This window comes from Paraburkholderia phytofirmans OLGA172 (assembly GCF_001634365.1).
Lineage (GTDB): Bacteria > Pseudomonadota > Gammaproteobacteria > Burkholderiales > Burkholderiaceae > Paraburkholderia.
The window spans coordinates 2209371-2230851 of the sequence record NZ_CP014578.1 but is presented as its reverse complement, the minus strand read 5'-3'; the positions used below and the strand labels follow the sequence as shown (position 1 = coordinate 2230851).

Below are 21481 nucleotides of genomic sequence, written 5' to 3'. Positions count from 1 at the left end.
CCTTCATGCGCTTTCGCTCATTGCGCGGGCGTCGCCGAAAGCGGTTCGAGCCCGGTCCTCGAAATCGCGGGCGCCGCGTCCGGCGACGACAGAAAATGGATCAGCGCCGCCGCGCCTTCCGGATTTTTCGCATTGGTGGCGATGCCCCCGGAGAACACCGTATACCTCTGCACTTCTGCGGGCAAACTGCCAACCACCGTCACCCCCTTCACCGGCAACAGTTCGACGACCTGCTGAAGTCCGATCTCAGCTTCTCCATTCGCGACGGCATCGGCGACCTGCACGACTGGAATCATGCGGCTCTTGCTCGTCATCAGCCCCGCGATGCCAAGACGCCGGAACAGTTCGCCACCGACATAGACGCCACTCGGGCTGTCTGGATAGACAACCGACTTCGCTGCGAGCAGCGCTCGCCGCAATGCGTCGGGCGAGCTGATATCCGGCTTCGGCGTCCCTTCGCGAACCACCATACCGATTGCCGAGCGTGCGAGGTCCGCCTTACTGTCAGGCAAGACCTTGCCGGCATTGATCTGTTCGTCGAGCGCATACCCGACCACGATCAGCACGTCGGCCCACTCGCCGCGCGCAAGCCGCACAGGGATTGCATTCGATGCCGTACCTACGGCGGGCCCCCAGACGGTGATTAGCTTACGGCCGGTCGCCGCCTCGAATTGCGGGCCCAGTTCGCGATAGGCCGACGCAAACCCGCCCGAAATCATTACCTTGACCTCGTCTGCCAATGCGGCCCCGCTTCCCAATAGCGTGCCCGCCAGGCAGAACGCCAGTGCGCGAATCCACAGCTTGCGGATGGTCACGGCCCCACCCCAACGTCGATCGGATAACCCAGTCCGGATATGCATCGAGTCCGGATGCCCGTCATCATGTTAGTCGGCATCGAGCGCGGCAGCGAGACTACCGCAAACCCGCCCAGCCGGGCCCCCGAACCCATGCATACCATGCCTCCATCCCTTCCCCGCTCTGCGCGGAAACCTGCAACACCTCAATCCGCGGATTGACCCTCCTCGCGTACCCGATGCACCGCTCAACATCAAACCGCAGGTACGGCAACAGATCTATCTTGTTCAACAACAACAACGAACAAGCCCGAAACATATGCGGATACTTGATCGGCTTATCCTCACCTTCCGTGACGGAAAGAATCAGCACCTTGGCTCCTTCGCCAAGATCGAACAACGCCGGACACACCAGGTTGCCGACGTTCTCGATCACCACAACCGAATGCATCGGCGGATCGAGTTGCGTCAGCGCGCGCGACGTCATCTCCGCATCCAGATGACAACCCGTCCCCGTGTTGATCTGAACCACACGCGCACCGGTGGCGCGAATGCGCTCGGCGTCGTTGAGCGTCGCCTGGTCGCCTTCAATCACCGTTAGCGGCAACGTCTCGCATAGATCGTGAATCGTACGTTCAAGCAAAGTGGTCTTGCCCGCGCCGGGCGAACTCATCAGGTTCAGCGCAAGAATCGAACGGCTCGCCAGCCAGCCGCGATTGCGCTCGGCCAGCAACTGGTTCTTCGCCAGAATGTCCTGCTCCAACGTAATCGACGTGACATGTGCGCTCTCTTGAGCATGGGTATGTTCGTGCGCGTGGTCGCCGTCCTGCGAATGCTCATGCGCATGTGAGTGCTCGACTACGCCGTCCTGCAAATGCTCATGCTCGTGGAGGTGCGAATGCTCGTGGTCGTGCGAATGCGAGGGGCCATGCGGATGCGAGTGGCCGTGCGAATGCGCGTGGTCTCCCGGATGCTGCGAGTCGTGTGAATGCGGTTGGCCATGCATATGCGAGTGGCCATGCGGATGCGGGTGTGCATGGCCCTGCTCATATTCGCTCACTCGCCGATATGCCGGTTCACGCGCACCGGGTGCAACGCCATCCTGTGTGGCCTGTGCTTGCGATTGCGCCTGGTCTGCCTCCTCCGCATCCAGATCGGTCACCGCCGCGCCCTGCGTATTCGAGCATCCGCATGTCGTACACATCACACCACCTCCATCTGCCGGATCTTCAACTGCTGCCCCGAAATCAGTTCGAGATTGTCGCTTCCGCATTCGCACTGCCCAAACGGCACATCGATGTCGAGCGTCTCGCCACACGCAAGGCAACGTGCCTGCCCAGGAATCTCGATGATCTCCAGGGTCGCGCCCTCCACCGCCGTATCCTTCGCGCAGACGTCGAAGCAAAACCTGATCGCGTCCGGCATCACTGCCGACAATTGCCCGATCTCCAGCGTCACCCTTCTGACCCGCGCGCCGTTGGCCTGCTCCGCGCAAATCTCGACGACGCTGTTGGCAATACTCAACTCATGCATGGCGCGCTCCTCCAGCGGTCAGCAGATGCGCGGCAATTGCTCGCCCACCAGCATATCGACGATGCGCTGCCCGCCAAACGCCGTCTGCATGACGACGAGACCGTCCGCGCCCAGCTCGCCTGTTTCCACCGTGCCGATTGCGGCCGCCTCACGCCCCGCCGGATGCGCACGCATAGCTGCGAGCACCCGCTCGGCGGCATCGGCCGGCACCACGGCCACCAGCTTGCCTTCGTTGGCCAGATACAGTGGATCGAGGCCGAGGATCTCGCACGCGCCCTTGACCTGCTCGCGTAACGGCAGGTCCGCTTCACGCAACCGTATCGTCACGTTCGAACTCCGTGCGAATTCGTTCAACACAGTCGCGACGCCACCGCGAGTCGCATCGCGCAAGCAATGAATCCGCGGGCACGCGTCGAGCATCGCCGCAATCAGGCTGTTGAGCGGACCACAATCGCTTTCTACATCGGCTTCCAGTGCGAGTTGCTGGCGCGCCACCAGAATCGCCGCACCGTGATCGCCGAGATAACCGTTGACGATCACGACGTCGCCAGGACACGCGTGGCGAGCCGAAATCGACACGTCGCGCCGCACCACGCCGATGCCGGCGGTGTTAATGAAAAGTTTGTCCGCACAGCCGCGTTCAACCACTTTGGTATCGCCGGTCACGATCGCCACGCCCGCTTCGAGCGCGACCCGCTGCATGCTCGCGGCGACACGCCGCAAGACATCGACGGCAAGACCCTCTTCGATCACCATCGCGCACGAGAGATATAAAGGCGTCGCGCCGCACACCGCCAGATCGTTGACCGTGCCCGACACGGCCAGGGTGCCGATGTCACCGCCTGGAAAGAACAGCGGATCGACTACGTAGCTATCGGTCGTAAAGGCAAGACGGTCCCCATGCGTGGCGAGATCGGCGAGCGTGAACACAGCCTGATCCTCCAACGCGGCGAGCGTGGGATTGTCGAAGGTCGACACGAAAACGTCTTCGATCAGATCGCGCATCGCGCGGCCGCCGCTGCCATGCGCCAGATTGACCGAGACGTCTCGTACGCGGCGACGTGCCGTGGCCTGCAAAGGATCGGACGCCCGGTCGTTCATGAATGGCCTCGCATGGCCGGCGTAGCGATCGCATCGTCTATCAGACCAGGCACGGACTCGGATTCAGCGGCCACGCCGTCTGCGCCGAGGCTCACTGGCGCCAACATACCGGCTGATTTCACGCTTTGCCGCGCAACGCGCCGTTCGTCGATCCGTGACGTATCGATGCGCCCATAGTTGTAGTAGGCCGCGCATGCGCCTTCGCTCGACACCATCAGCGAGCCGAGCGGCGACTCCGGCGTGCAGGCGGTGCCGAACACCTTGCATTGATGCGGCTTGATCACGCCCTTGAGCACCTCGCCGCATTGGCATGCTTTCGGGTCGGCGATCTTCAGGTTCGGCACATCGAACTTGCGCTCCGCGTCGAAGGCGGCGAACGTCTCACGGACCCGGACACCCGAATGATCGATCGAGCCGAGTCCGCGCCATTCGAAAAACTCGCGCGTCTCGAACACGCGCGTCACCGCCGACAACGCCTGCGCATTGCCGTCTTCCGTGACGACCCGGCCGTACTGGTTCTCCACCTCGCAGCGTCCTTCTTCGATCTGCCGCAACACCATCCACATCGACTGCAATATATCGAGCGGCTCGAATCCCGCCACCGTGATCGGTTTGCGATAGTGCCGCGCAATGAACTCATAGGGCCGTGTGCCGATCACCATGCTGACGTGCCCCGGGCCGAGAAAACCGTCGAGGTGCAAGTCGGGCGAATCGAGAATCGCCTTGATAGTCGGGATGATCGTGATGTGATTGCAGAACAGCGAGAAATTGTGGATCTGTTTCGCTTGCGCTTGCAGGACCGTCATCGCGGTGCTGGGCATAGTCGTCTCGAAGCCGAGTCCGAAGAAGATGACCTCCCGGTCGGGGTTGAACTGCGCGATCTTCAACGCGTCGAGCGGCGAATAGACCATGCGCACGTCGGCGCCGTCGGCTTTCGCTTTCAGTAGACTCTTCCTCGAACCCGGCACCCGCATCGCATCGCCGAAGGTCGTGAAGATCACTTCCGGACGCTCGGCCAGCGCAACGCAATCGTCGACGCGGCCCATCGGCAGCACGCACACCGGGCAACCGGGACCATGCACGAACTCCACTGCATCGGGCAGCAATTGCTGGATGCCATAGCGGAAAATCGTATGGGTGTGGCCGCCACACACTTCCATGATTTGCAGCGGCCGTTGTTTGGCGCGCTCGATGCGGGACACCAGCGCGCGAATTTCTTTCTCCAGCGTTTTCGCTTTGTGCGGGTCGCGAAACTCGTCGACGTATTTCATGGCGCACCTCCTTGCGCTGAACCTGCAAGGCCGGCCGAACCGGCGAGGCCGCCGCGGTCGTCGGCAAGCAGCGTATGCACGAGGTCCCACAGAATGTGATAGATCGCGACATGGGTCTCCTGGACGCGATGAATGCTGTCGCTCCGCACCACCAGACAATGGTCGACAGCGGCGCTGGCCGCCATCCGTCCGCCATCGTGGCCCGACAGCCCGATGGTCAGCAGGCCGATCTCTTTCGCTTTCGTAAAGGCGGTCAGCAGGTTGTCGGAATTGCCGCTGGTCGACACGCCGATCAGCGCATCGCCACGCCGTCCTTGCGCCACCAGTTGCCGCACGAAAATATGGCTGAAGCCGACATCGTTGCCGACCGCCGTCATCATGGCCACGTCGGCCACCAGATTGATCGCGGTCAGCGCGGGACGGCCCGTGGTCACCGGATGCAGAAACTCGACGGCGATATGCGCGGCATCGCAGCTCGAACCGCCATTGCCCATGGTGAAGAGCCGGCCGTCGCGGCGGTACATTTCGGCTATCGCATGGGCAATCCGCACCACCGCCGGACCGTTTTCGTCGAAGAAGCGTCGTTTGGTGTCGACGCTGTCCTGCGCTTTCAGACGCACGGAATCGAGCAACGCCGCGTCGAGCTTGTCCGCGTCCTGGCGCGCGCCGTGCAGGAACGGATACAACGCCTGCAGCGATTCATGTTCGGGCATGCCGGTCTCCGTTAGCTTCCGATCACGCATTCATGGCGCACTGCGCAGTCCGTCGCGCAAGCCGCCCCGCAGTTCGCCTGTCTCGGCCATGTCTTCCATCTCGCCCTGCGCGACGCCCAGTTCACGCAATAACGCCAGCGTGCGTGCGGCTTCCTGCTCGTCGAGCCGGCTCATCGCAAAGCCCACGTGCACCAGCACCCATTCGCCGACGCACGCGCTCGCCGGCCGTCCCTCGTCGATCACGAAGGCGATATTGATCACGCGCCGCACGCCGCCGACGTTGACGAGCGCGAGATCGTTCGCCGCGTCGGTCACTTCGACGATCTGTCCTGGGATGCCCAAACACATGTTGCTCTCCCTTTAACCCGCTTTTTTGCGCCGCTACTTCCGCATCACTATGTTTGCTTGACGACTCAAACACCCGCCTTCAAAAGCCGTGGCGTTGCTGCGCCGCCGCTACCGCCGCCTGCCCTAGCGACAGACCGCCGTCGTTGGCCGGCACCTGGCGGTGCGTCAGCACGCGAAAACCCGTTGCGCCGAGCCGCCCGGCTACCTGTTCGAACAGAATGCGATTCTGAAAAACACCGCCGGACAATGCCACGCTGCGCGCATCGACAGAGCCTGTCAGCAGGTCGGCCAGGCACTCGGCCATGCGCACGATGGCGATGGCCAGCCCCTTGTGAAACCGCGCCGCGATGACCGGCACGGATGTACCGCGCAACACGTCGTCGAGCAAGGCCTCCCACATCGGCCGCGGCTCGATGCAACGCAAACCGTCAGGCATGGTGCTGACGATCTCGAACGGATACGCGTCGGCGTCGCCGTCGTCTTGCAGCGCATGCCGATCGACCAGCGTTTCAAGCTCGATCGCCGCCTGCCCTTCATAAAGCACGCGCTCCCGGCACACGCCGAGCGTCGCCGCCACGGCATCGAACAGGCGGCCCACGGAGCTTGCCAGCGGACTATTGACGCGTTGCGCGATCATCGTATCGAGCGCGGCACGGGGGCGGCGGCTCAGGAACTTCTGCACGTCAAGCCCGGCGTATTGCCGCGTAAAACCACGCCAATCGAATGCCGCCATCAGATGCGCATAAGCGTTGCGCCACGGTTCTTCGATGGCGCGTGTGCCACCGGGCATCGCGACCGGCTTGAATGTGCCGAGGCGCGTGAAGCCGCGATAATCCGCCAGCATGAATTCGCCGCCCCACAGCGTGCCGTCGTCGCCATAACCGAGACCGTCGAGTGCGATACCGAGCATCGGCAGCGCATCGAACGCGACGCCGTTTTCCGCCATGCACGCGGCGAGATGCGCGTGATGATGCTGAACCTCGACCACGGGAACCTGCCACGTTTGCGCAAGGTCGTAGCCGATTTTGCGCGACAGATACTCGGGGTGGAAGTCGAGCGCCACCGTCTGCGGTTCATGGTCGAACAGGCGCAGATACTGCGCCACCGAACGGCGGTAGTCCGCATAAGTCAACGCGTCTTCCAGATCGCCGAGATGGTGCGAGACGATCGCCTGAGCATTGCGTGCAAGGCAGAAGGTGTTTTTGAGCTCACCGCCCATTGCCAGCACCGCCGGTGTTTCGGAAAAACCCTCCGGCAACAGCAACGGCGCCGGCGCGTAGCCACGCGCGCGCCGCAACACGCGCGGTTCGCCCTGCACCACGCGGGCCACCGAATCGTCGACCCGGCGTGCGATATCGCGGTCATGCATCAGAAACACATCGGCAATGCGGCCGAGACGCGCGCGGGCATCCGCGTTGTCGATGCACGGCGGCTCGTCGCTGGTATTGCCGCTGGTCACCACGAGCGCTGAGTCGATCGACTCCATCAGCAGGCGATGCAGCGGCGTAGACGGCAGCATGAAACCGAGTGTGCCCACCCCCGGTGCAACGCTTGGCGCGACGCACTGCGCACCGTCGGCTTGCAGAATGACGATCGGTCCGGCCGCGCTATGCAGCAGGGCCACCTCTGTTGGGGCGGGCGTGCAATAGCGGCGTATCGCCTGCAGATCGCGCGCCATCAGCGCAAACGGTTTGCGCTCGCGCCGTTTCAGTTGACGCAAACGCGCCACCGCGGCTTCATCGCAAGCGTCGCAGGCAAGCTGAAAGCCGCCCAGCCCTTTGACCGCGACAATCGAGCCGTGGCGCAACAGCAGGCTTGCCGCGCGACAGGGATCGTCGCCGTCAGCACGCGCTCCGTGCCGGCCTTCCAGCCAGACACGCGGGCCACATACCGGACACGCGACCGGTTGCGCATGAAAGCGCCGGTCGGCGGGATCCTCATACTCGGCGCGGCATGCGTCGCACAGGTCGAACGCCGCCATGGTCGTATTGGCGCGATCGTAGGGAATGGCCTGAACGATCGAAAGGCGCGGGCCGCAATGCGTGCAGTTCGTAAACGGATAACGGTAACGCCGGTCCGCCGGCGTGGCGATCTCGGCGGCACAGTCCGCGCAGATCACCGCGTCAGGCGTGACGCCCGTCTGCACATTGCCGGTCACGCTCGCCACGATCCGGAAATCGCTGGCCTCGGCCGCTTCACTCAGCTGATGCCGCTCGATCGCGTCGATGCGCGCGAGCGGCGGACACTCGGCGCTCAGGCTTTCGATGAAACGTTGCAGCGTCCACGCATCGCCCCACGCATGAATCAGCACACCGTCGCTATCGTTGCGCACGTCGCCGACCACGCCGCATGCATGCGCGAGCCGCCACACGGTCGGCCGGAAGCCGACGCCTTGCACCAGTCCGCGCACACGAATTTCCTCGCCGACCGGTCCGGGGACCGCAGGGCGTGGAGGCGAAGACTGTCCGGCAGGCTGTGTATGCATGTTCATGGCCACCTCCCTGGCTGTTACCGTCTACATGTTGCGGATGCGGATATAGCGCTTGATGTCCTTCATATTCGCGAGCACACCGAGCACCAAAGCCGGCAACAAGAGGTACTTCAGAAAGCCTTTCATGACGCCTCCCACTTCAGTTATTTCACACCATATCCGTGACGGCCCACCGCCTCGCTGCGCAGTCGTCTGGCGACTTGGCCACTCAGGCAGCGCGTATGGACGCCCACTCGACCGGCTGACGGCCCGATCGCTCAAGCGGCCCGTGCGGACAACCGCTCCATCCTTGCCATCACAAGCGTCACAGCGAGTTCGACCGCCTGCTCGACCGCCGCAGCCACCGTGCCGCTCAATCCCATCCTTCCTTCGTCGCCGTTCTCGAAGCCGAAGTCTTGCGGCTCGCAACCGAGCACGACGACGTCCTCGCAACCGCCGCCCAGCATCCGCACCGTTTGCAGCACTTTGACCGGATCCATTTCGTGCGGCGACAACAGGATCGGCATCGCATACGGATCGCCTGGCTCGCCGCCAACGGGTTCTTCAACAGACGGCTCGATCACATACAACGTGCCCGGGGCACCACCGCGCTGCATCGTGTCGATCAGAATCGCACTGTCCACGCCATCGAGCAGCGCATAGCAAAGATCGATGCCGCGAATCCCGAAGTCCGCGATGCTCACCCAGCCGGCAAATGCCGGCAACTCACCGGCCGCCAGTTTTTCCCGCAGACGGCGCACCACTTCGACGCCGAAGCCATCGTCGCCGAGAAACACATTGCCGATGCCCGCCACCAGAACCGCACTCATGCGTGGCCTCCTTTATGACGGGACGGACGCGACGTGTTGACCAGCGGCTCGATCTCGTCCGGGCCGAAGAAGAAGCGATGGCCGGGCATGCGCTGCATGCCGAAGTCTTTGCCGGGGTCGTCGTCGACTGTCACGGCAACGTGCACGTGATCGTCGAAATCGCGCTCGATCGATTCGATCGTGGCAAGCATGCCGCTTAGCGCGATATCGAAGATGTCCGCGCGGCCGCGTGGGTGCAAGCGCACCTGATCGCCAATCCGAATCTCGACGCCCGCCACCCGCACGCAAGCAAGATGCGGCCGCGCGTCGAGTTCCGCCCACGGCGACACCGGCATGGCGGGCGCTGCCAGCGGCGAAAATGCGCCGACGCTTGCCGCATCGAATGCGCGCACCTGCCGCAAGGTGCCATGCAGCTTCTCCATCTGCTCGACGCCGAGGCTTTCGGTGCGTGCAAGCAAGGCACGCGCGCGCTCGTCGGTGGCGATCATTTCGCGCTTTTCGTCGTCGGTCATGGTGAGAATGCGCAGCGTGAGAATCTCGTCGATCTCCGTCGAGTCGAATAGATCGCCAGCGCTTTCAGGCGCAATCTGCGGGAAATCGTAGAGAATGATCGGCGAGGCAAGCATCGTGTCGGGCTGTTGTTCATCGCCCACCAATACCGGCCACACGCCGATATTGCGGCTCGCGGCAGCAGCCTCCACCAGGTCGGCGGGCGGATCGATCGACGAAATCCACGTGCCGCCCTCGATGGTCAACACCGTATGACAGGACACCAGCGCATACAGCGAAGCCGCATCCCGCTTCAGGCCGCTGGCATTGTCGAGCGGCGTCTCGTTGACGATGCGCACCTTTACGCGATAAACCCCGGCCGCCACGCTGGCGGCGCTCAATTCGACGTGGCCTTGCAGCGCAGCCCGGGTACGGCGCAGTGCGCCGCGCAGCGTGCCTTGCTTGTCGGCGAGCGGTTCGAGCTCGCTGGCAGCGTCGAACGAGAATGCAATCTGCATGGGTGCGTCAAGCAATTCGCCGACCACCAGAACCGGCACGGCGATGTGCCGCTCAGCCGCTTCCTGCCATGGGGTATAGCGCCGTTCGCCGACATCGAGCACGGGCACGCTGCGCCAGGCCGGCTCACCCGACTCCGGCCGCGCGGCGGCCCCCTCCGCCACGTCGAGCACCATCCGTTCGATCACCTGCAGAAAACCGGGCCGCACAGCCACGCGGGTGCGCGGGTCGCCGCGCAGCAGACACTCGGTCTGCGTCACCCACGGATCGCTGCCGGATGCCTCGGCATAGGCGCGCGGATACACGCCGCCGAAGGTCCAGCGTTGCCGGTTCTTGACCGAGGTCGGCCGGTACGGATACAGCATGTAGCCTTCGTACAGCACCGCCTGAACCACGCTTTCGACCGCGTTCACGATATGTCCTCCTCGCCGCCGTCGAGCAGGCTCGTCACCGCCTGCTCCCAGCTCGTGAGACCCCGTCTGCTTTTGTATCGCGAGAGGCGATCGAACACATGCCGGTGCAAACACAGCCACGCGCCGTTCGGGTAGTAGCGGGTCATCATGTCGCGCCATAGCGCAACCGGTAGCCGGTACGCCGCCTCCTTGTGCCACGGAATCGGCGCGGCCTGCAACGCGCCGCCTGCCTCGCGATAGAACACCGTGCCGCTAAATTGCAGCATCAGCGGAATCTCGCCTTCTTCGAGGCCGTGAAAATATTTGGTTGCGGCCACATTGAAATCGTAGCTGCACGGCACGGGCAAATCGAGCGTGCATTCGCCGGTGAACGGCGGTGCGATCGCCGTGGTATGCGTCCATAGCAGCGTGCGCAGCGTTTCACCCCAGCGCGGCGGCGAGCCGAACAGGTCATCGAGTCCGTATTGTTCGGCGGGCACGTAGCGGCGCCTGGTCGCTTCGATCTGGATCTGGCATTGCAGGGTAATGCTCGCAATCTCCTCCTGCGCCGGCGTATTGACGATACGGAGCCTGAACGTCAGCAGCGGCGCTGCGGCGAACGGCACGACTTCCGCCAACTCGACAGTGAACCCGAGATCAGGCATGGAGCAGGCCCTCCGGCACCCGGCCATGGGTCTTCAGCGCGGCGAAGAAACGATGGATCGAATCCCACGCTTCCTTGCCGCCAGACAGTCCGCGCCAACGTGCACGGATCACGCCGGTCAGCGCGTAACACTGGTCGATCGGCACGCGGTAATAATCGCGCGCGCCTTCGCTGCGGTTGACCAGCAGCGCTTCGACGTCGGGTTGCAGTTGCGCGAGCAACGGATTCCCGGCGACCAGTTCGTCCCACGCCTGCAAGTCCAGCAGCGATTGCGTGCCACCGGCGGGTCCGGGATACAGCGCGACGACACGCTGTGCCTGGCTATCGTGCAAGAAGAAAGCGATATCGATGGGAATCGCCAGCGCGTCCCATTGCGCATCGCTCATGCGAAAGCCGTCGAGATAATGCGCCTCGCGCGGCACCGGACGATAGCGCGCATTCTGCTGACTGCCGAACAGCAGCGCGCAAGCACGGCAACAGCAATACAACTGCCGTTTGGCGGTTTCGAACAGATGGGGATGATCGGCTAGAAGCGGCAGGCCGCACAACTCGCACTGCATGTCGTCGGCCTTGCGCACGAAATGGCGCAGCCGCGCGACCCAGCCGCGTGTCGTGGCGGCGGGTGTCATTGTGCGCCGGCCTCGGTCCGGCTTGCTACCTCATTTGCCACATCATTCGCTACCTCCGTTCGATGCGGCACAAAGCGCAGTTCATGCACATTGACGTCCGGCAGACCGGCGATCTCGACACGCATCGCTTCGGGCGCCGCTTCGAAGATCGAGCGTTCGATTTCCTGCTGCAATTCGCCCACGGAGTTGTGCTTGCCCTGCAGGCGGCCTGCGACTCGCACACGCACGGCCTCTTCTGCCGCGTCCAGCAGTTCGATCTGGATGCCCTGGGCGCCAAGCAAGGGGCGCATCTTTTCGACCGCGCGCGACACGCGCGTCGGCAGATCCTGCGGATGCAAACCGTGCAAAAGCAGCAACGCCGACACGCCGGCGTCGCGCTCGAACGCTGCGACCATGGCGTCGTCTATCACGCCCGCCTCCGCCACGATCTCCATCAGTCGTGCGAGGCCGTTCGCATGCAGATCGAGGACGACTTGCAGCAGTTCCTTGGCAGACTCACGCGCGCGCGGATCGTCGAGCGCTTCCAGCGCCGCAATCAGTTCGTCGATGCGGCGTTGCTGGGCGGCGACCGCGCGTTCGCCGCTCACGTGTGCGCTCCCTGCATCACACCGAAGGTCGGCGAGTGCGACGTATCGATCGTCTTGCCATTGCCGACGTACATATGCACGCCGCACGGCAGACACGGATCGAAGCTGCGCACCGCACGCATGATGTCGATGCCCTTGAATTTGTCCGGCCCGTTCTCTTCGAAGATCGGCGTGTTCTGCACCGCGTCTTCATAGGGCCCAGGCGTGCCGTAGATATCGCGCGGATTGGCGTTCCAAGGCGTAGGCGGATACGGGTGATAGTTGGCGATCTTGCCGTCGCGGATCACGAGGTGATGCGAAAGCACGCCGCGCACCGCTTCATGGAAGCCGCAGCCAATGCCCTCTTGCGGCACCGTGAAGTCGCTGAACGTGCGGGTGCGCCCCGCGTGCAACTCGGCCAGCGCCTGCTCGGCAAAGTACAAAGCGGCCGCCGCTGAATACGCCTGAAAATAGGTGCGGGCGCGATCGCGTTCAATCGCATTGCTCCACTTCGGAATCTTCCATTCGAATTCGACTTCGGGCTTGAGCGCGGTCTTCGGCAAATAGATCTTCACGCTGTGGCCGGTCGCCTTGATGTAGCCGATGTCGACCAGACCCGCCAACGCGGTGGCCCACAAGCGTGCGATCGGTCCACCGCCGGTATCGAGCGCGAGATGGTCGCCCGTGCGCTTGTCGAGCCAGCGCGGCGACATCACCCACGTGTAGTTGCCGTCGAATTTGCGCTTCTGCGGACGCGGCAGCGTGGTCTGATTCCACGGATGCTTGCGGTCCACCGGATTGCCGAGCGGGTCCTGCTTGACGAAGGTTTCTTCGTGATCCCAGTCGTCGTAAAAGGAACTGCCCAGCAGGATGCGGATGTTCAGGTTGATATCGACGAGGTCGGTCGTCACCAGTTCGCCGTCCACCACCACGCCCGGCGTGACGAACATGCCGCGGCCCCATTGCGTCATCGAGTTGTAGTTGTAGTCGCACACGTTCGGGTCCTGGAACGAACCCCAGCAACCGAGCAGAACGCGGCGCCGGCCGACTTCTTCGTAACCCGGCAGTGCTTCATAGAAGAAGTCGAACAGATCGTCGTGCAGCGGCACGACTTTCTTCATGAACTCGACGTACTTCATCAAACGCGTGATGTAATCCGTGAATAGCTGAATGGTCGGCACCGTACCCACACCGCCCGGATAGAGCGTCGACGGATGCACGTGACGCCCTTCCATCAGGCAGAACATCTCGCGCGTATAGCGGCTGACCATCAAGGTCTCGCGATAGAACTCGCCGGTGAACGGATTAAGCGCGGTCATGATGTCCGCAATGGTTTTATAGCCGTGCTTGTCCGCGTTCGGCGCGGGCGTTTTTTGCGCCTTGTCCCATACGCCGGGATTGGTCTCCTTGACCATCCTCTCGCAGAAATCCACGCCCACCAGGTTGTCCTGGAAGATGTTGTGGTCGAACATGTATTCGGCCGCTTCGCCCAGATTGACGATCCATTCGGCAATCGCCGGCGGCTTCACGCCGTACGCCATGTTCTGCGCGTACACCGAACAGGTCGCGTGATTGTCGCCGCAGATCCCGCAGATGCGGCTCGTGATGAAGTGCGCGTCGCGCGGATCTTTGCCCTTCATGAAAATGCTGTAACCACGAAAGATCGACGAGGTGCTGTAGCACTCCGCCACGCGGCGGTTCGCAAAATCGATCTTGGTGTAAATCCCCAGACTGCCGACGATCCGCGTAATCGGATCCCAGTTCATTTCGACCAGCTTGCCCGGCGCTGCCTGGGTGCTTGCGGTCGCTTCAGGTGCGGTACTAACGGCCATGACCTTCTCCCTGCTGACAAGTCGAATTCCGCCAACTGCGCCGCCAGATCAGCGATGGTAGCCGGTCGTGAGTTTCGCCCCGTTGTGACGCCATTTCGGCTCGTCGTTGAGCGTGTTGTTGGTCAGCTTGCGCAGGCTGCGGATCAGCGGACCATAGCTCTTGATGAGATTCGACGACAGCACCGCTCCCGGCGGCTCATCCATGAACGGCATGAACTTGTCGGGAAAGCCCGGCATCGTGCAGCCGATGCAGATGCCTCCCACATTCGGACAACCGCCAATGCCGCCCATCCAGCCGCGTTTGGGCACGTTGCACTGCACGACGGGTCCCCAGCACCCCAGCTTGACGATGCAATTCGGGCTGCCGTATTCGCTGGCGAAGATCGCCTGTTCGTACGAGCCCGCGCGATCGCAACCGTCGTGAACGGTGCGTGTAAACAGCCATTTCGGCCGCAGTGCCTCGTCGAGCGGAATCATCGGCGCGAGACCCGCCAGCTGATAAAGCAGGTAGAGCAGCGTCTCCATGAAGTTGTCCGGCTGCACCGGACAGCCTGGCACGTTAACGATCGGCAGGCCCGCTTTCGACTTCCAGTCCCAGCCGAGATAATCGGCGAGGCCCATGCAGCCGGTCGGATTGCCTTCCATGGCGTGAATGCCGCCGTAGGTCGCGCAGGTGCCCGCGCCGACGACGGCCAGCGCGCGCGGCGCAAGCCGGTCGAGCCATTGCGGAATCGTGATTGGTTCCTGCGTATCGGGGTCGGTGCCCAATGCGGCCCAATATCCTTCGCGATTGATACGTTCGTTTGGAATCGACCCTTCCATCACCAGCACGAAGTTCTCAAGTTCGCCGCGCGCGGCCTCGTGAAACGGCTTGAGAAACTCGTCGCCGTTTTCATACGCCAGTACGGGGTTATGTAAATGCACCTTCGGCAAGCCGGGGATCGCACCGAGAATCACGTCCTCGATGCTCGGCTGAGTCGCCGCGGTAATCGACACCGAATCGCCGTCGCAGCCGAGGCCCGCGGTGATCCAGATGATGTGCACTTCCTTGAGCGCCGGCGCGTGCTGAGTCTTGCGCCCATAGGGGACGTTGTCTGCTTCTGCCATGATGTGTCTCCACTGCGAACCACGTTCTTTTTAGGTCAGGCAAAGATACGTGGCGAGTGCCCCACGGCAGTCACGTGTCCAGCAATCGATCGGTAATAATTCCGCACAATGCGGTTAAAAGGATCTAATTTGCTGCATGTATTGTTGGGGATGGGTGCCCACCGTGATGAGCCCGAAAAACTTAATCGAGTATAGTTCAGCGATACGAAATACCCCAGTTTCGTAACCTGATCAGGAAACAGGGTGCAGCGGATTGGCGCCGATAGTCGCGCCTTTTGCAATTCTCTGACGATAGCCTTTCAGGGTTCATGCCGTCGCCCGCGTAAGCGCCATGCATCAGCATCCGGGCGACGCTGATGCAGCGCGTCACTCACTAGCTCGGACTACTTCACATCGAACGCATAATCGCCATGCGTGCGATGCCCGTCGGAAGCGACAGCCACCCAATGCACGGTGTAGTGACCGGCTGCCAGCGGCGGCAGCGGCACCGCGATCGCCGCGGCGTTATGAGCATCAACCACGGCCTTCTCCGTATTGACCTGCTTGCCGCCCGCGTCGGTGACCGTGAGCGAGCTGAAGGCCGGCTCGAGCGGCCCGTCGAAGACAATCCTGATCTGCGCGGGCGGCGCCACCGTCGCGCCGGCACCCGGCTCCTGCTTCTGCGGAAACACATGCGCAAAGGCAGCGCTTGCGAAAGCAAGCCCGGCAATCAGCATCGGCAACTTCGCCGCGGCACGCACCCAACCCTGTCGATCGTTGTTCATCGCTGGCTCCTGTTTTACTGGAAGAGAGGTTTGCCGATCGTCGTCGGCGCGACGTCGTCGAAGAAGACGTGGGCCTGCACCAGAATACCCACGTGCGAGCCGCTTGCGCGGTTGAGCGGGATTTGCGCTTCAACGCCGAACTGGCCATAGCGGTTGATCCAGATGAAGCCTGGATTGACTGTGCCGGTTGTCTGCCCCTGGCTTCTGGAGAGCGGGATTTCCACCAGTGGAATGACGTTCGCCAAGGGCTGGGGCAAGCCGACGTCATGCACGTGCTGTTGCAGATACGGCAAGCTGTATTGCACCGTGAAGCCGTAGTTGAACGCATTCGGCTGTCCCGCGCCGGTGGTCAGGGCGGGCCCGGCTTCACCCGTGATCGCGATCGGCCGCAGATAGGCGAGCGGCGCGGGAAGATCGCCCATCCCCTTGCCCGCATAGAGCGTTGGCGAGATCGTCGAGAAGTTGTTCGCGATCGCGCGGCTTCCCGTGCCGCCGAGTTCGGCATTCACGCCGACCGAGGTCATGAACTCGTGTTCATCGTTGACGTACAGCAGGTACTTCAAGCCGACGCCGAAATTGTCGAAGCCACGCGCCTTCGGATTGTTTTGCATCGTATAGGTGTCGTCGATGGACACCGCCAGCCTCGGCGTAATCAGCTTGTCGTATTCGAAATCGAAGGTGTTGATGCTTTGATCGCCGTTATCGCCGGGCACGCGCTGGTGGCCGTATTGCAGGTTGGCCTCGTCGCCGACACCGGGATCGTCGACGGCCATCGTCGACGGAAAGACGCGATCACCCGCAATGGCGTGGGCACTAGCGAATGAAGGAGCGAATAGAAATACGCTGGCGGCAGCCGCGGCGAGCGACGCCGCGCACAACGGTTTCCCGTTGCGCGTTGCTGGGGTTTGCATGGTTCATCCTGTTCATGGGTCGAGACAATGCCGGCGCGCGACGTCGGCAAGACGTGCGGCGGCATCGCGATGCAGTCACGGCATCGCAACGGTGTGACTCGAATCAGGATACGAACGGCGGGGCGCGCGGCTGTGCAAATGTGAGCGGTTCAACGCGCTGAACGCTCTCGAAGCGGGTCGCGACGGAATGCTCAAGCGCGCGGACGGTGACGAAGAACAGCGCTTCGACGCTGGGCACCACCGGCATGTGGGCAAGCAGGCTGCAATAGCCGCAGGCGTCGCCGTCGGACATGGCGGCGTCCTGGGCGTGCTTGCTGGCGGGTGGATTCGATGCCTCGTGCTGCATCGCGGGCATGGATGCCACGGCGTCCATTGAAGCCATGTCCGTCGAAGCCATGTCCGTCGAAGCCATCGCCGGCATGGAAGCCATCGAGGGCGTCGAGCAATGCTCGCCTTGCATTCCGCTTTCGCCGCCACTGCGCCCGGCGAGCGAATGCGAGATCGTAGGCGCGAGCGTTGCCATCAGGATCGCAAACAATCCCAGCCAACTGCCGATCTTCTGATGGAACCGACTCAATTTGCGCCCGGCGACACGATTGGAAACTGTCGCGAATTATGCCATGGCGCCCCACGCATCCCGACGCGCAATGCACCGCTTATGCCGGACATTTCACGTTTGCGCCACGGACAGTGGACAATGCCTGATCCCGGCTACCGGCATGGAGTGTCCATGAAAGAGCAGCGTCCGCGTCTCCCGCATTTGCCAAGCGATCATTCGCATGTGGAGTGGCGCGATCACACCCTGTCTTACGCCATCGTGGCCACGCTTGTCGTGGTGACGGTCACGCTGATCGTCTGGCTGGTCGATCCGGCGCCGCCGAAAACCATCACAATGAGCGCGGGCCCGCACGACAGTTCGTTCCTCGTCACCGCGGATCAGTACAAGAAGATCCTCGCCCGCAACGGCATTACGCTGAACGTGCTGGAATCCGACGGCTCGGTGCAGAACCTGCATCGTCTGCTCGACCCGAAACAGCATGTCGATCTCGCGCTCGTGCAAGGCGGCGTGGCCGATGGGCTCGATACGTCATCGCTGATGTCGCTCGGCAGCGTCTTCTATATTCCGGTGGTGGTGTTCTATCGCGGCACGGGTATCAGCGAGCTTTCGGAACTGGAAGGCAAACGGATTGCAATCGGCCGCGAAGGCAGCGGCACGCGCCGCCTCGCGCTGAAACTGCTGGAAGCAAACGGCATCGAACCCGGCGGCGCCACCGTGCTGGTGCCGAGCGACGGCTTGCAGGCCGCCACGCAACTCGTGGCGGGCGACGTCGACGCGGCAATCCTGAACGGCGACTCGGCCACGCGCGGCTTGATGCTGCGGCTCCTGAAAGTGCCCGGCATCTCCGCGATGAATTTCGACGAAGCCACCGCGTATACGCGTCTCTTTCCCTATCTCGAGGAGCTCGACCTGCCGCCCGGCGTGCTGGATCTCAAGCGCAGAATTCCGCCCGAGACCATTCATCTGATCAGTCCAACGGTCGAACTCGTGGCCCGGAGCAATTTGCATCCGGCCATTTCCGACTTGTTGATCGAAGCTGCACAGGAGGTGCATGGCATGCCAGGGCTGTTGCAGCACGCGGGGGAGTTTCCGAAGCCGGTTGCCCATGAATATCAGATCAGCGAAGACGCGCAGCGCTACTACAGGACCGGCAAGAGTTTTCTATACCGCGCGCTGCCGTTCTGGCTCGCAAGCATCGGCGACCGCACGCTCGTTCTGCTGCTGCCGATGGCGGTTCTGCTGTTTCCGGCGATGCGGCTGATCCCGGCGCTGTACCGCTGGCGCGTGCGCTCGCGCATCTATCGCTATTACGGCGCGCTGATTGCGATCGAGCGCGGCGCGCTCGCCGACTCGACCGAGGAGGAGCGCAAGCAGCTTTTCGCGGAGCTCGATCAAATCGAGGCGTCGCTTAACCACTTGCGTATGCCGTTGGCATACGCCGACGCGTTCTATGTGCTGCGCGAGCACGTCGGCTTCGTGCGCGGCCGGCTGGCGGCGGCGCAAGGCAGCCACCCCTAGACGGGGCGGCGGGCCGCTTTATGCTTCGGCGGCGGCCGACGGCGCTGCCGGCGGCGTTGCCGATACAGCGGCTGGGGCGTCTGTCGAAGTAGCCTGCGGCTGGCTCTGCGCGCCAACTTGCGGGGTGGCCTCAGCTTGCGGGGTGGCCTCAGTGTGTTCTGCTGCGTCAGCAGAAGCGACCGCGGCGCCGGAAGCGGACGAATCCGACGAAGCATTGGCGGACGCCTCAGCCGACGAAGCTGCCGCTTTCGCCGCACCCCTGCCTGCACGATGCGCCTGCAGACGCTGCGCGCCGGCGGCTTCCTGCGCCGTCACCTTGCCTGCTTCGCCCCCCGTCAGATCGACGCGCGCGGCGCCTTCGACGAGACACTTCCAGTAGCGGCTGCCACGGCACCAGGTTTTGATTGCATCGCGCAGTTCAGCTTCGCTCAGCGACAGTTCCTTCGCGTGAGCCACGAGGTCCTCGAAGATGCCGACCTTGAGCGGCAGCTTGGGCGCCGGATTCTTCGGGAATACATTGGGGAAGCGCTTTTGCAGTCTCCCGATCGATTTCACCACCGGGTCCACTGGCCTTGCGTCGGGCACGGGCCTGGCCTCTGCGGCTGGCCTGGCCTCGGCGGCCGGCTTGTGAGCGGGCGCGGCACGGCGCGGCGGCGGCGGCTTGCGCGCGGGCTTCGCAGCAGGCTTCGCACCGGGCTTGGCGACGGGCTTGGCCGCAGGTGCAGCTTCGGCGCGTGCCGCCGCCAGTTGCTTCTTTAATTCAGCGAGTTGTTCGAAACCCATAGCGCACAATCAATCGAGAAAGACAAGATTGTAGCAGCGTGTTGCAACATGCTCCTGACATGCGGCGAGGCACTGCGTGCCGGCGGTGGTGCATCTGGAATCCGTGCCCTCGCACATTCAGCGTGAGTGACCAGGCAGTCATACTTCCCGCAGCGCTGCGCGCGCCGTCGCGGTACTTCCCAAAACCAATCTCGTTCGTCGATCGAGCGCGACATCGTCGAGCCCGATGCGCCCGGTGTTACTCGCCTGTGTTCGCGGCGATGAAGTCCTTCACGCGCTGCACGTCCGCCGGCAGTACTTCGTATCGCTGCGGCAGCGATTCCAGACCCGAAAACGCAGCCGGGCGCTCCGGTTCGCGCAGCAACGCCTCGCGAATCGTTTCGCCAAACTTGATCGGTTGCGCCGTCTCCAGCACGATCATCGGGATGCCCGCCTGCAAATGCTCGCGCGCCACCTTCAGGCCGTCAGCCGTGTGCGTGTCGATCATCGTGTCGTAGCGCTCGAAGACGTCGCGGATCGCGTCCACACGGTCCTCGTGGCTGCTGCGGCCCGACACGAAACCGAATTCCTTCACGCGTGCAAAATCGCCGCTCGCCGCGAGGTCGAAACCGCCCTTCTCTTCCACGTCGCGGAACAGTTGCAGCACGCGCGCCGGGTCGCGGCCCAGCAGATCGAACACGAAACGCTCGAAGTTCGAGGCCTTCGAAATGTCCATGCTCGGGCTGCTCGTGTGGTACGTCTCAGCCGCCTTGCGCACCCGGTAAATACCCGTGCGGAAGAACTCGTCCAGCACGTCGTTTTCGTTCGTGGCCACCACCAGCTTCTCGATCGGCAGACCCATCATGCGCGCAATGTGACCCGCGCAGACATTGCCGAAATTGCCCGACGGCACCGTGAACGAGACGCGCTCGTCGTTCGACTTCGTCGCGGCAAAGTAGCCCTTGAAGTAGTACACAACCTGCGCCACGACGCGCGCCCAGTTGATCGAGTTGACCGTGCCGATCTTGTACTTCGCCTTGAACGCGTGGTCGTTCGAGACCGCCTTCACAATGTCCTGCGCATCGTCGAACACACCCTCGACCGCGATGTTGAAAATGTTCGGGTCCTGCAAGCTGTACATCTGCGCGGTCTGGAACGCGCTCATCTTCTTGTGCGGCGAGAGCATGAACACGCTAATGCCCTGTTTGCCGCGCATCGCGTATTCCGCTGCACTGCCGGTGTCGCCCGACGTTGCGCCCAGAATGTTCAGCGTCTCGCCGTGCCTTGCCAGCGCATATTCGAAAAGGTTGCCGATCAACTGCATCGCCATGTCCTTGAACGCGAGCGTCGGACCGTTCGACAGTTCCAGCAGCGACAGCGGCGCGCCGTTCTCAACGCCCAGCGTTTTCAACGGTGTGATCTGCGCGGCGCTTTCGTCGTCGCGCACATTGCAGTACGTCTCGGCCGTGTAGGTCTTGCGCGTCAGCGCGCGCAGGTCCTCGGCGGGAATGTCGTCGCTGAATTTCGACAGGATCTCGAAGGCGAGATCCGCGTACGGCAACGTGCGCCAGCGCGTCAGTTCGTCAGCCGTGACGCGCGGATAGTCGGCGGGCAGGTACAGGCCGCCATCTTTAGCTAGACCGCCCAGCAGAATCTCGGAAAACGTATGGCGCTCGCCGGCTCCGGCGCCGCGCGTAGAGAGGTAGTTCATA

22 protein-coding genes are annotated in these 21481 nt (G+C 63.0%); 1 reads left to right on the top strand and 21 read right to left on the bottom strand.

Annotated features, from left to right (window positions below; translation table 11 throughout):
* Positions 1-17 precede the first annotated feature (17 nt).
* The 19 genes from AYM40_RS09575 to AYM40_RS09490 all read right to left on the bottom strand — a co-directional run bounded on the left by AYM40_RS09575 (position 18) and on the right by AYM40_RS09490 (position 17453).
* A complete protein-coding gene (locus AYM40_RS09575) occupies positions 18-860 on the bottom strand; it encodes a substrate-binding domain-containing protein (protein ID WP_063496012.1) in 843 nt (280 codons plus the stop codon).
* Between the two features lie 52 nt (positions 861-912).
* Positions 913-1998, bottom strand: coding sequence for a hydrogenase nickel incorporation protein HypB (gene hypB, locus AYM40_RS09570; protein WP_063496011.1), 1086 nt, complete (start codon positions 1996-1998; stop codon positions 913-915).
* Positions 1998-2327: a hydrogenase maturation nickel metallochaperone HypA gene (gene hypA / locus AYM40_RS09565; protein ID WP_063496010.1), complete on the bottom strand. Its 330-nt coding sequence runs from the start codon at positions 2325-2327 to the stop codon at positions 1998-2000. Before hypA ends, hypB begins: the two co-directional genes overlap by 1 nt.
* A gap of 18 nt (positions 2328-2345) precedes the next feature.
* Positions 2346-3428, bottom strand: a complete 1083-nt coding sequence (hypE, locus tag AYM40_RS09560; RefSeq protein WP_063496009.1) for a hydrogenase expression/formation protein HypE — start codon at positions 3426-3428, stop codon at positions 2346-2348.
* Positions 3425-4699, bottom strand: a complete 1275-nt coding sequence (gene hypD / locus AYM40_RS09555) for a hydrogenase formation protein HypD (RefSeq protein ID WP_082855025.1) — start codon at positions 4697-4699, stop codon at positions 3425-3427. The genes hypE and hypD overlap by 4 nt, the downstream gene beginning before the upstream one ends.
* The gene (locus AYM40_RS09550; protein WP_063496008.1) at positions 4696-5412 is read right to left on the bottom strand and encodes a D-sedoheptulose-7-phosphate isomerase; all 717 of its coding nucleotides are present in this window, start codon (positions 5410-5412) and stop codon (positions 4696-4698) included. Before AYM40_RS09550 ends, hypD begins: the two co-directional genes overlap by 4 nt.
* A 30-nt stretch (positions 5413-5442) precedes the next feature.
* A complete protein-coding gene (locus tag AYM40_RS09545; RefSeq protein WP_063496007.1) occupies positions 5443-5760 on the bottom strand; it encodes a HypC/HybG/HupF family hydrogenase formation chaperone in 318 nt (105 codons plus the stop codon).
* Positions 5761-5839: 79 nt separating this feature from the next.
* Entirely contained in the window at positions 5840-8251 is a 2412-nt protein-coding gene (gene hypF / locus AYM40_RS09540) for a carbamoyltransferase HypF (protein WP_236720927.1), read from the bottom strand.
* A 24-nt stretch (positions 8252-8275) separates the two neighbouring features.
* The gene (locus AYM40_RS43670) at positions 8276-8377 is read right to left on the bottom strand and encodes a DUF6893 family small protein (RefSeq protein ID WP_420488468.1); all 102 of its coding nucleotides are present in this window, start codon (positions 8375-8377) and stop codon (positions 8276-8278) included.
* A 131-nt stretch (positions 8378-8508) separates the two neighbouring features.
* Positions 8509-9060: a hydrogenase maturation protease gene (locus AYM40_RS09535; RefSeq protein WP_063496006.1), complete on the bottom strand. Its 552-nt coding sequence runs from the start codon at positions 9058-9060 to the stop codon at positions 8509-8511.
* Positions 9057-10478 (bottom strand): hypothetical protein, encoded by a 1422-nt coding sequence (locus tag AYM40_RS09530; protein ID WP_082855024.1) that lies wholly within the window; start codon positions 10476-10478, stop codon positions 9057-9059. Before AYM40_RS09530 ends, AYM40_RS09535 begins: the two co-directional genes overlap by 4 nt.
* The gene (locus AYM40_RS09525; protein WP_063496005.1) at positions 10475-11122 is read right to left on the bottom strand and encodes a DUF6084 family protein; all 648 of its coding nucleotides are present in this window, start codon (positions 11120-11122) and stop codon (positions 10475-10477) included. Before AYM40_RS09525 ends, AYM40_RS09530 begins: the two co-directional genes overlap by 4 nt.
* Positions 11115-11750, bottom strand: coding sequence for a DUF5947 family protein (locus tag AYM40_RS09520; protein WP_063496004.1), 636 nt, complete (start codon positions 11748-11750; stop codon positions 11115-11117). Before AYM40_RS09520 ends, AYM40_RS09525 begins: the two co-directional genes overlap by 8 nt.
* Positions 11747-12337, bottom strand: a complete 591-nt coding sequence (locus AYM40_RS09515) for a NifU family protein (protein WP_063496003.1) — start codon at positions 12335-12337, stop codon at positions 11747-11749. Before AYM40_RS09515 ends, AYM40_RS09520 begins: the two co-directional genes overlap by 4 nt.
* Positions 12334-14148, bottom strand: a complete 1815-nt coding sequence (locus AYM40_RS09510) for a nickel-dependent hydrogenase large subunit (protein ID WP_063496002.1) — start codon at positions 14146-14148, stop codon at positions 12334-12336. The genes AYM40_RS09515 and AYM40_RS09510 overlap by 4 nt, the downstream gene beginning before the upstream one ends.
* Positions 14149-14196: 48 nt before the next feature.
* Complete coding sequence (locus AYM40_RS09505) at positions 14197-15255, bottom strand: hydrogenase expression protein HypE (protein ID WP_063496001.1); 1059 nt, start codon at positions 15253-15255, stop codon at positions 14197-14199.
* A gap of 383 nt (positions 15256-15638) precedes the next feature.
* The gene (locus AYM40_RS09500; RefSeq protein ID WP_063496000.1) at positions 15639-16019 is read right to left on the bottom strand and encodes a copper resistance CopC family protein; all 381 of its coding nucleotides are present in this window, start codon (positions 16017-16019) and stop codon (positions 15639-15641) included.
* Positions 16020-16033: 14 nt separating this feature from the next.
* Positions 16034-16930 carry a hypothetical protein gene (locus tag AYM40_RS09495; RefSeq protein ID WP_148662145.1) on the bottom strand — a complete coding sequence of 299 codons (897 nt, stop codon included), beginning with the start codon at positions 16928-16930 and terminating at the stop codon, positions 16034-16036.
* A 103-nt stretch (positions 16931-17033) separates the two neighbouring features.
* Entirely contained in the window at positions 17034-17453 is a 420-nt protein-coding gene (locus tag AYM40_RS09490; protein WP_063497934.1) for a DUF2946 domain-containing protein, read from the bottom strand.
* A gap of 207 nt (positions 17454-17660) precedes the next feature.
* Here AYM40_RS09490 and AYM40_RS09485 point away from each other — a divergent pair, with 207 nt between their 5' ends.
* Positions 17661-19007: a TAXI family TRAP transporter solute-binding subunit gene (locus AYM40_RS09485; protein WP_063495999.1), complete on the top strand. Its 1347-nt coding sequence runs from the start codon at positions 17661-17663 to the stop codon at positions 19005-19007.
* Positions 19008-19025: 18 nt separating this feature from the next.
* Here AYM40_RS09485 and AYM40_RS09480 read toward each other — a convergent pair whose 3' ends face one another.
* Entirely contained in the window at positions 19026-19790 is a 765-nt protein-coding gene (locus AYM40_RS09480) for a ProQ/FinO family protein (protein WP_063495998.1), read from the bottom strand.
* A gap of 238 nt (positions 19791-20028) precedes the next feature.
* A complete protein-coding gene (thrC, locus tag AYM40_RS09475; protein ID WP_063495997.1) occupies positions 20029-21480 on the bottom strand; it encodes a threonine synthase in 1452 nt (483 codons plus the stop codon).
* Position 21481: the final 1 nt, after the last annotated feature.

Excerpts from the sequence above, each read along its gene's own strand:
- AYM40_RS09575 (WP_063496012.1), bottom strand. The coding sequence starts at position 860 with ATGCATATCCGGACTGGGTTATCCGATCGACGTTGGGGTGGGGCCGTG.
- hypB (WP_063496011.1), bottom strand. The coding sequence starts at position 1,998 with ATGTGTACGACATGCGGATGCTCGAATACGCAGGGCGCGGCGGTGACC.
- hypA (WP_063496010.1), bottom strand. The coding sequence starts at position 2,327 with ATGCATGAGTTGAGTATTGCCAACAGCGTCGTCGAGATTTGCGCGGAG.
- hypE (WP_063496009.1), bottom strand. The coding sequence starts at position 3,428 with ATGAACGACCGGGCGTCCGATCCTTTGCAGGCCACGGCACGTCGCCGC.
- hypD (WP_082855025.1), bottom strand. The coding sequence starts at position 4,699 with ATGAAATACGTCGACGAGTTTCGCGACCCGCACAAAGCGAAAACGCTG.
- AYM40_RS09550 (WP_063496008.1), bottom strand. The coding sequence starts at position 5,412 with ATGCCCGAACATGAATCGCTGCAGGCGTTGTATCCGTTCCTGCACGGC.
- AYM40_RS09545 (WP_063496007.1), bottom strand. The coding sequence starts at position 5,760 with ATGTGTTTGGGCATCCCAGGACAGATCGTCGAAGTGACCGACGCGGCG.
- hypF (WP_236720927.1), bottom strand. The coding sequence starts at position 8,251 with ATGAACATGCATACACAGCCTGCCGGACAGTCTTCGCCTCCACGCCCT.
- AYM40_RS43670 (WP_420488468.1), bottom strand. The coding sequence starts at position 8,377 with ATGAAAGGCTTTCTGAAGTACCTCTTGTTGCCGGCTTTGGTGCTCGGT.
- AYM40_RS09535 (WP_063496006.1), bottom strand. The coding sequence starts at position 9,060 with ATGAGTGCGGTTCTGGTGGCGGGCATCGGCAATGTGTTTCTCGGCGAC.
- AYM40_RS09525 (WP_063496005.1), bottom strand. The coding sequence starts at position 11,122 with ATGCCTGATCTCGGGTTCACTGTCGAGTTGGCGGAAGTCGTGCCGTTC.
- AYM40_RS09520 (WP_063496004.1), bottom strand. The coding sequence starts at position 11,750 with ATGACACCCGCCGCCACGACACGCGGCTGGGTCGCGCGGCTGCGCCAT.
- AYM40_RS09510 (WP_063496002.1), bottom strand. The coding sequence starts at position 14,148 with ATGGCCGTTAGTACCGCACCTGAAGCGACCGCAAGCACCCAGGCAGCG.
- AYM40_RS09505 (WP_063496001.1), bottom strand. The coding sequence starts at position 15,255 with ATGGCAGAAGCAGACAACGTCCCCTATGGGCGCAAGACTCAGCACGCG.
- AYM40_RS09500 (WP_063496000.1), bottom strand. The coding sequence starts at position 16,019 with ATGAACAACGATCGACAGGGTTGGGTGCGTGCCGCGGCGAAGTTGCCG.
- AYM40_RS09495 (WP_148662145.1), bottom strand. The coding sequence starts at position 16,930 with ATGCAAACCCCAGCAACGCGCAACGGGAAACCGTTGTGCGCGGCGTCG.
- AYM40_RS09490 (WP_063497934.1), bottom strand. The coding sequence starts at position 17,453 with ATGGCAACGCTCGCGCCTACGATCTCGCATTCGCTCGCCGGGCGCAGT.
- AYM40_RS09485 (WP_063495999.1), top strand. The coding sequence starts at position 17,661 with ATGAAAGAGCAGCGTCCGCGTCTCCCGCATTTGCCAAGCGATCATTCG.
- AYM40_RS09480 (WP_063495998.1), bottom strand. The coding sequence starts at position 19,790 with ATGGGTTTCGAACAACTCGCTGAATTAAAGAAGCAACTGGCGGCGGCA.
- thrC (WP_063495997.1), bottom strand. The coding sequence starts at position 21,480 with ATGAACTACCTCTCTACGCGCGGCGCCGGAGCCGGCGAGCGCCATACG.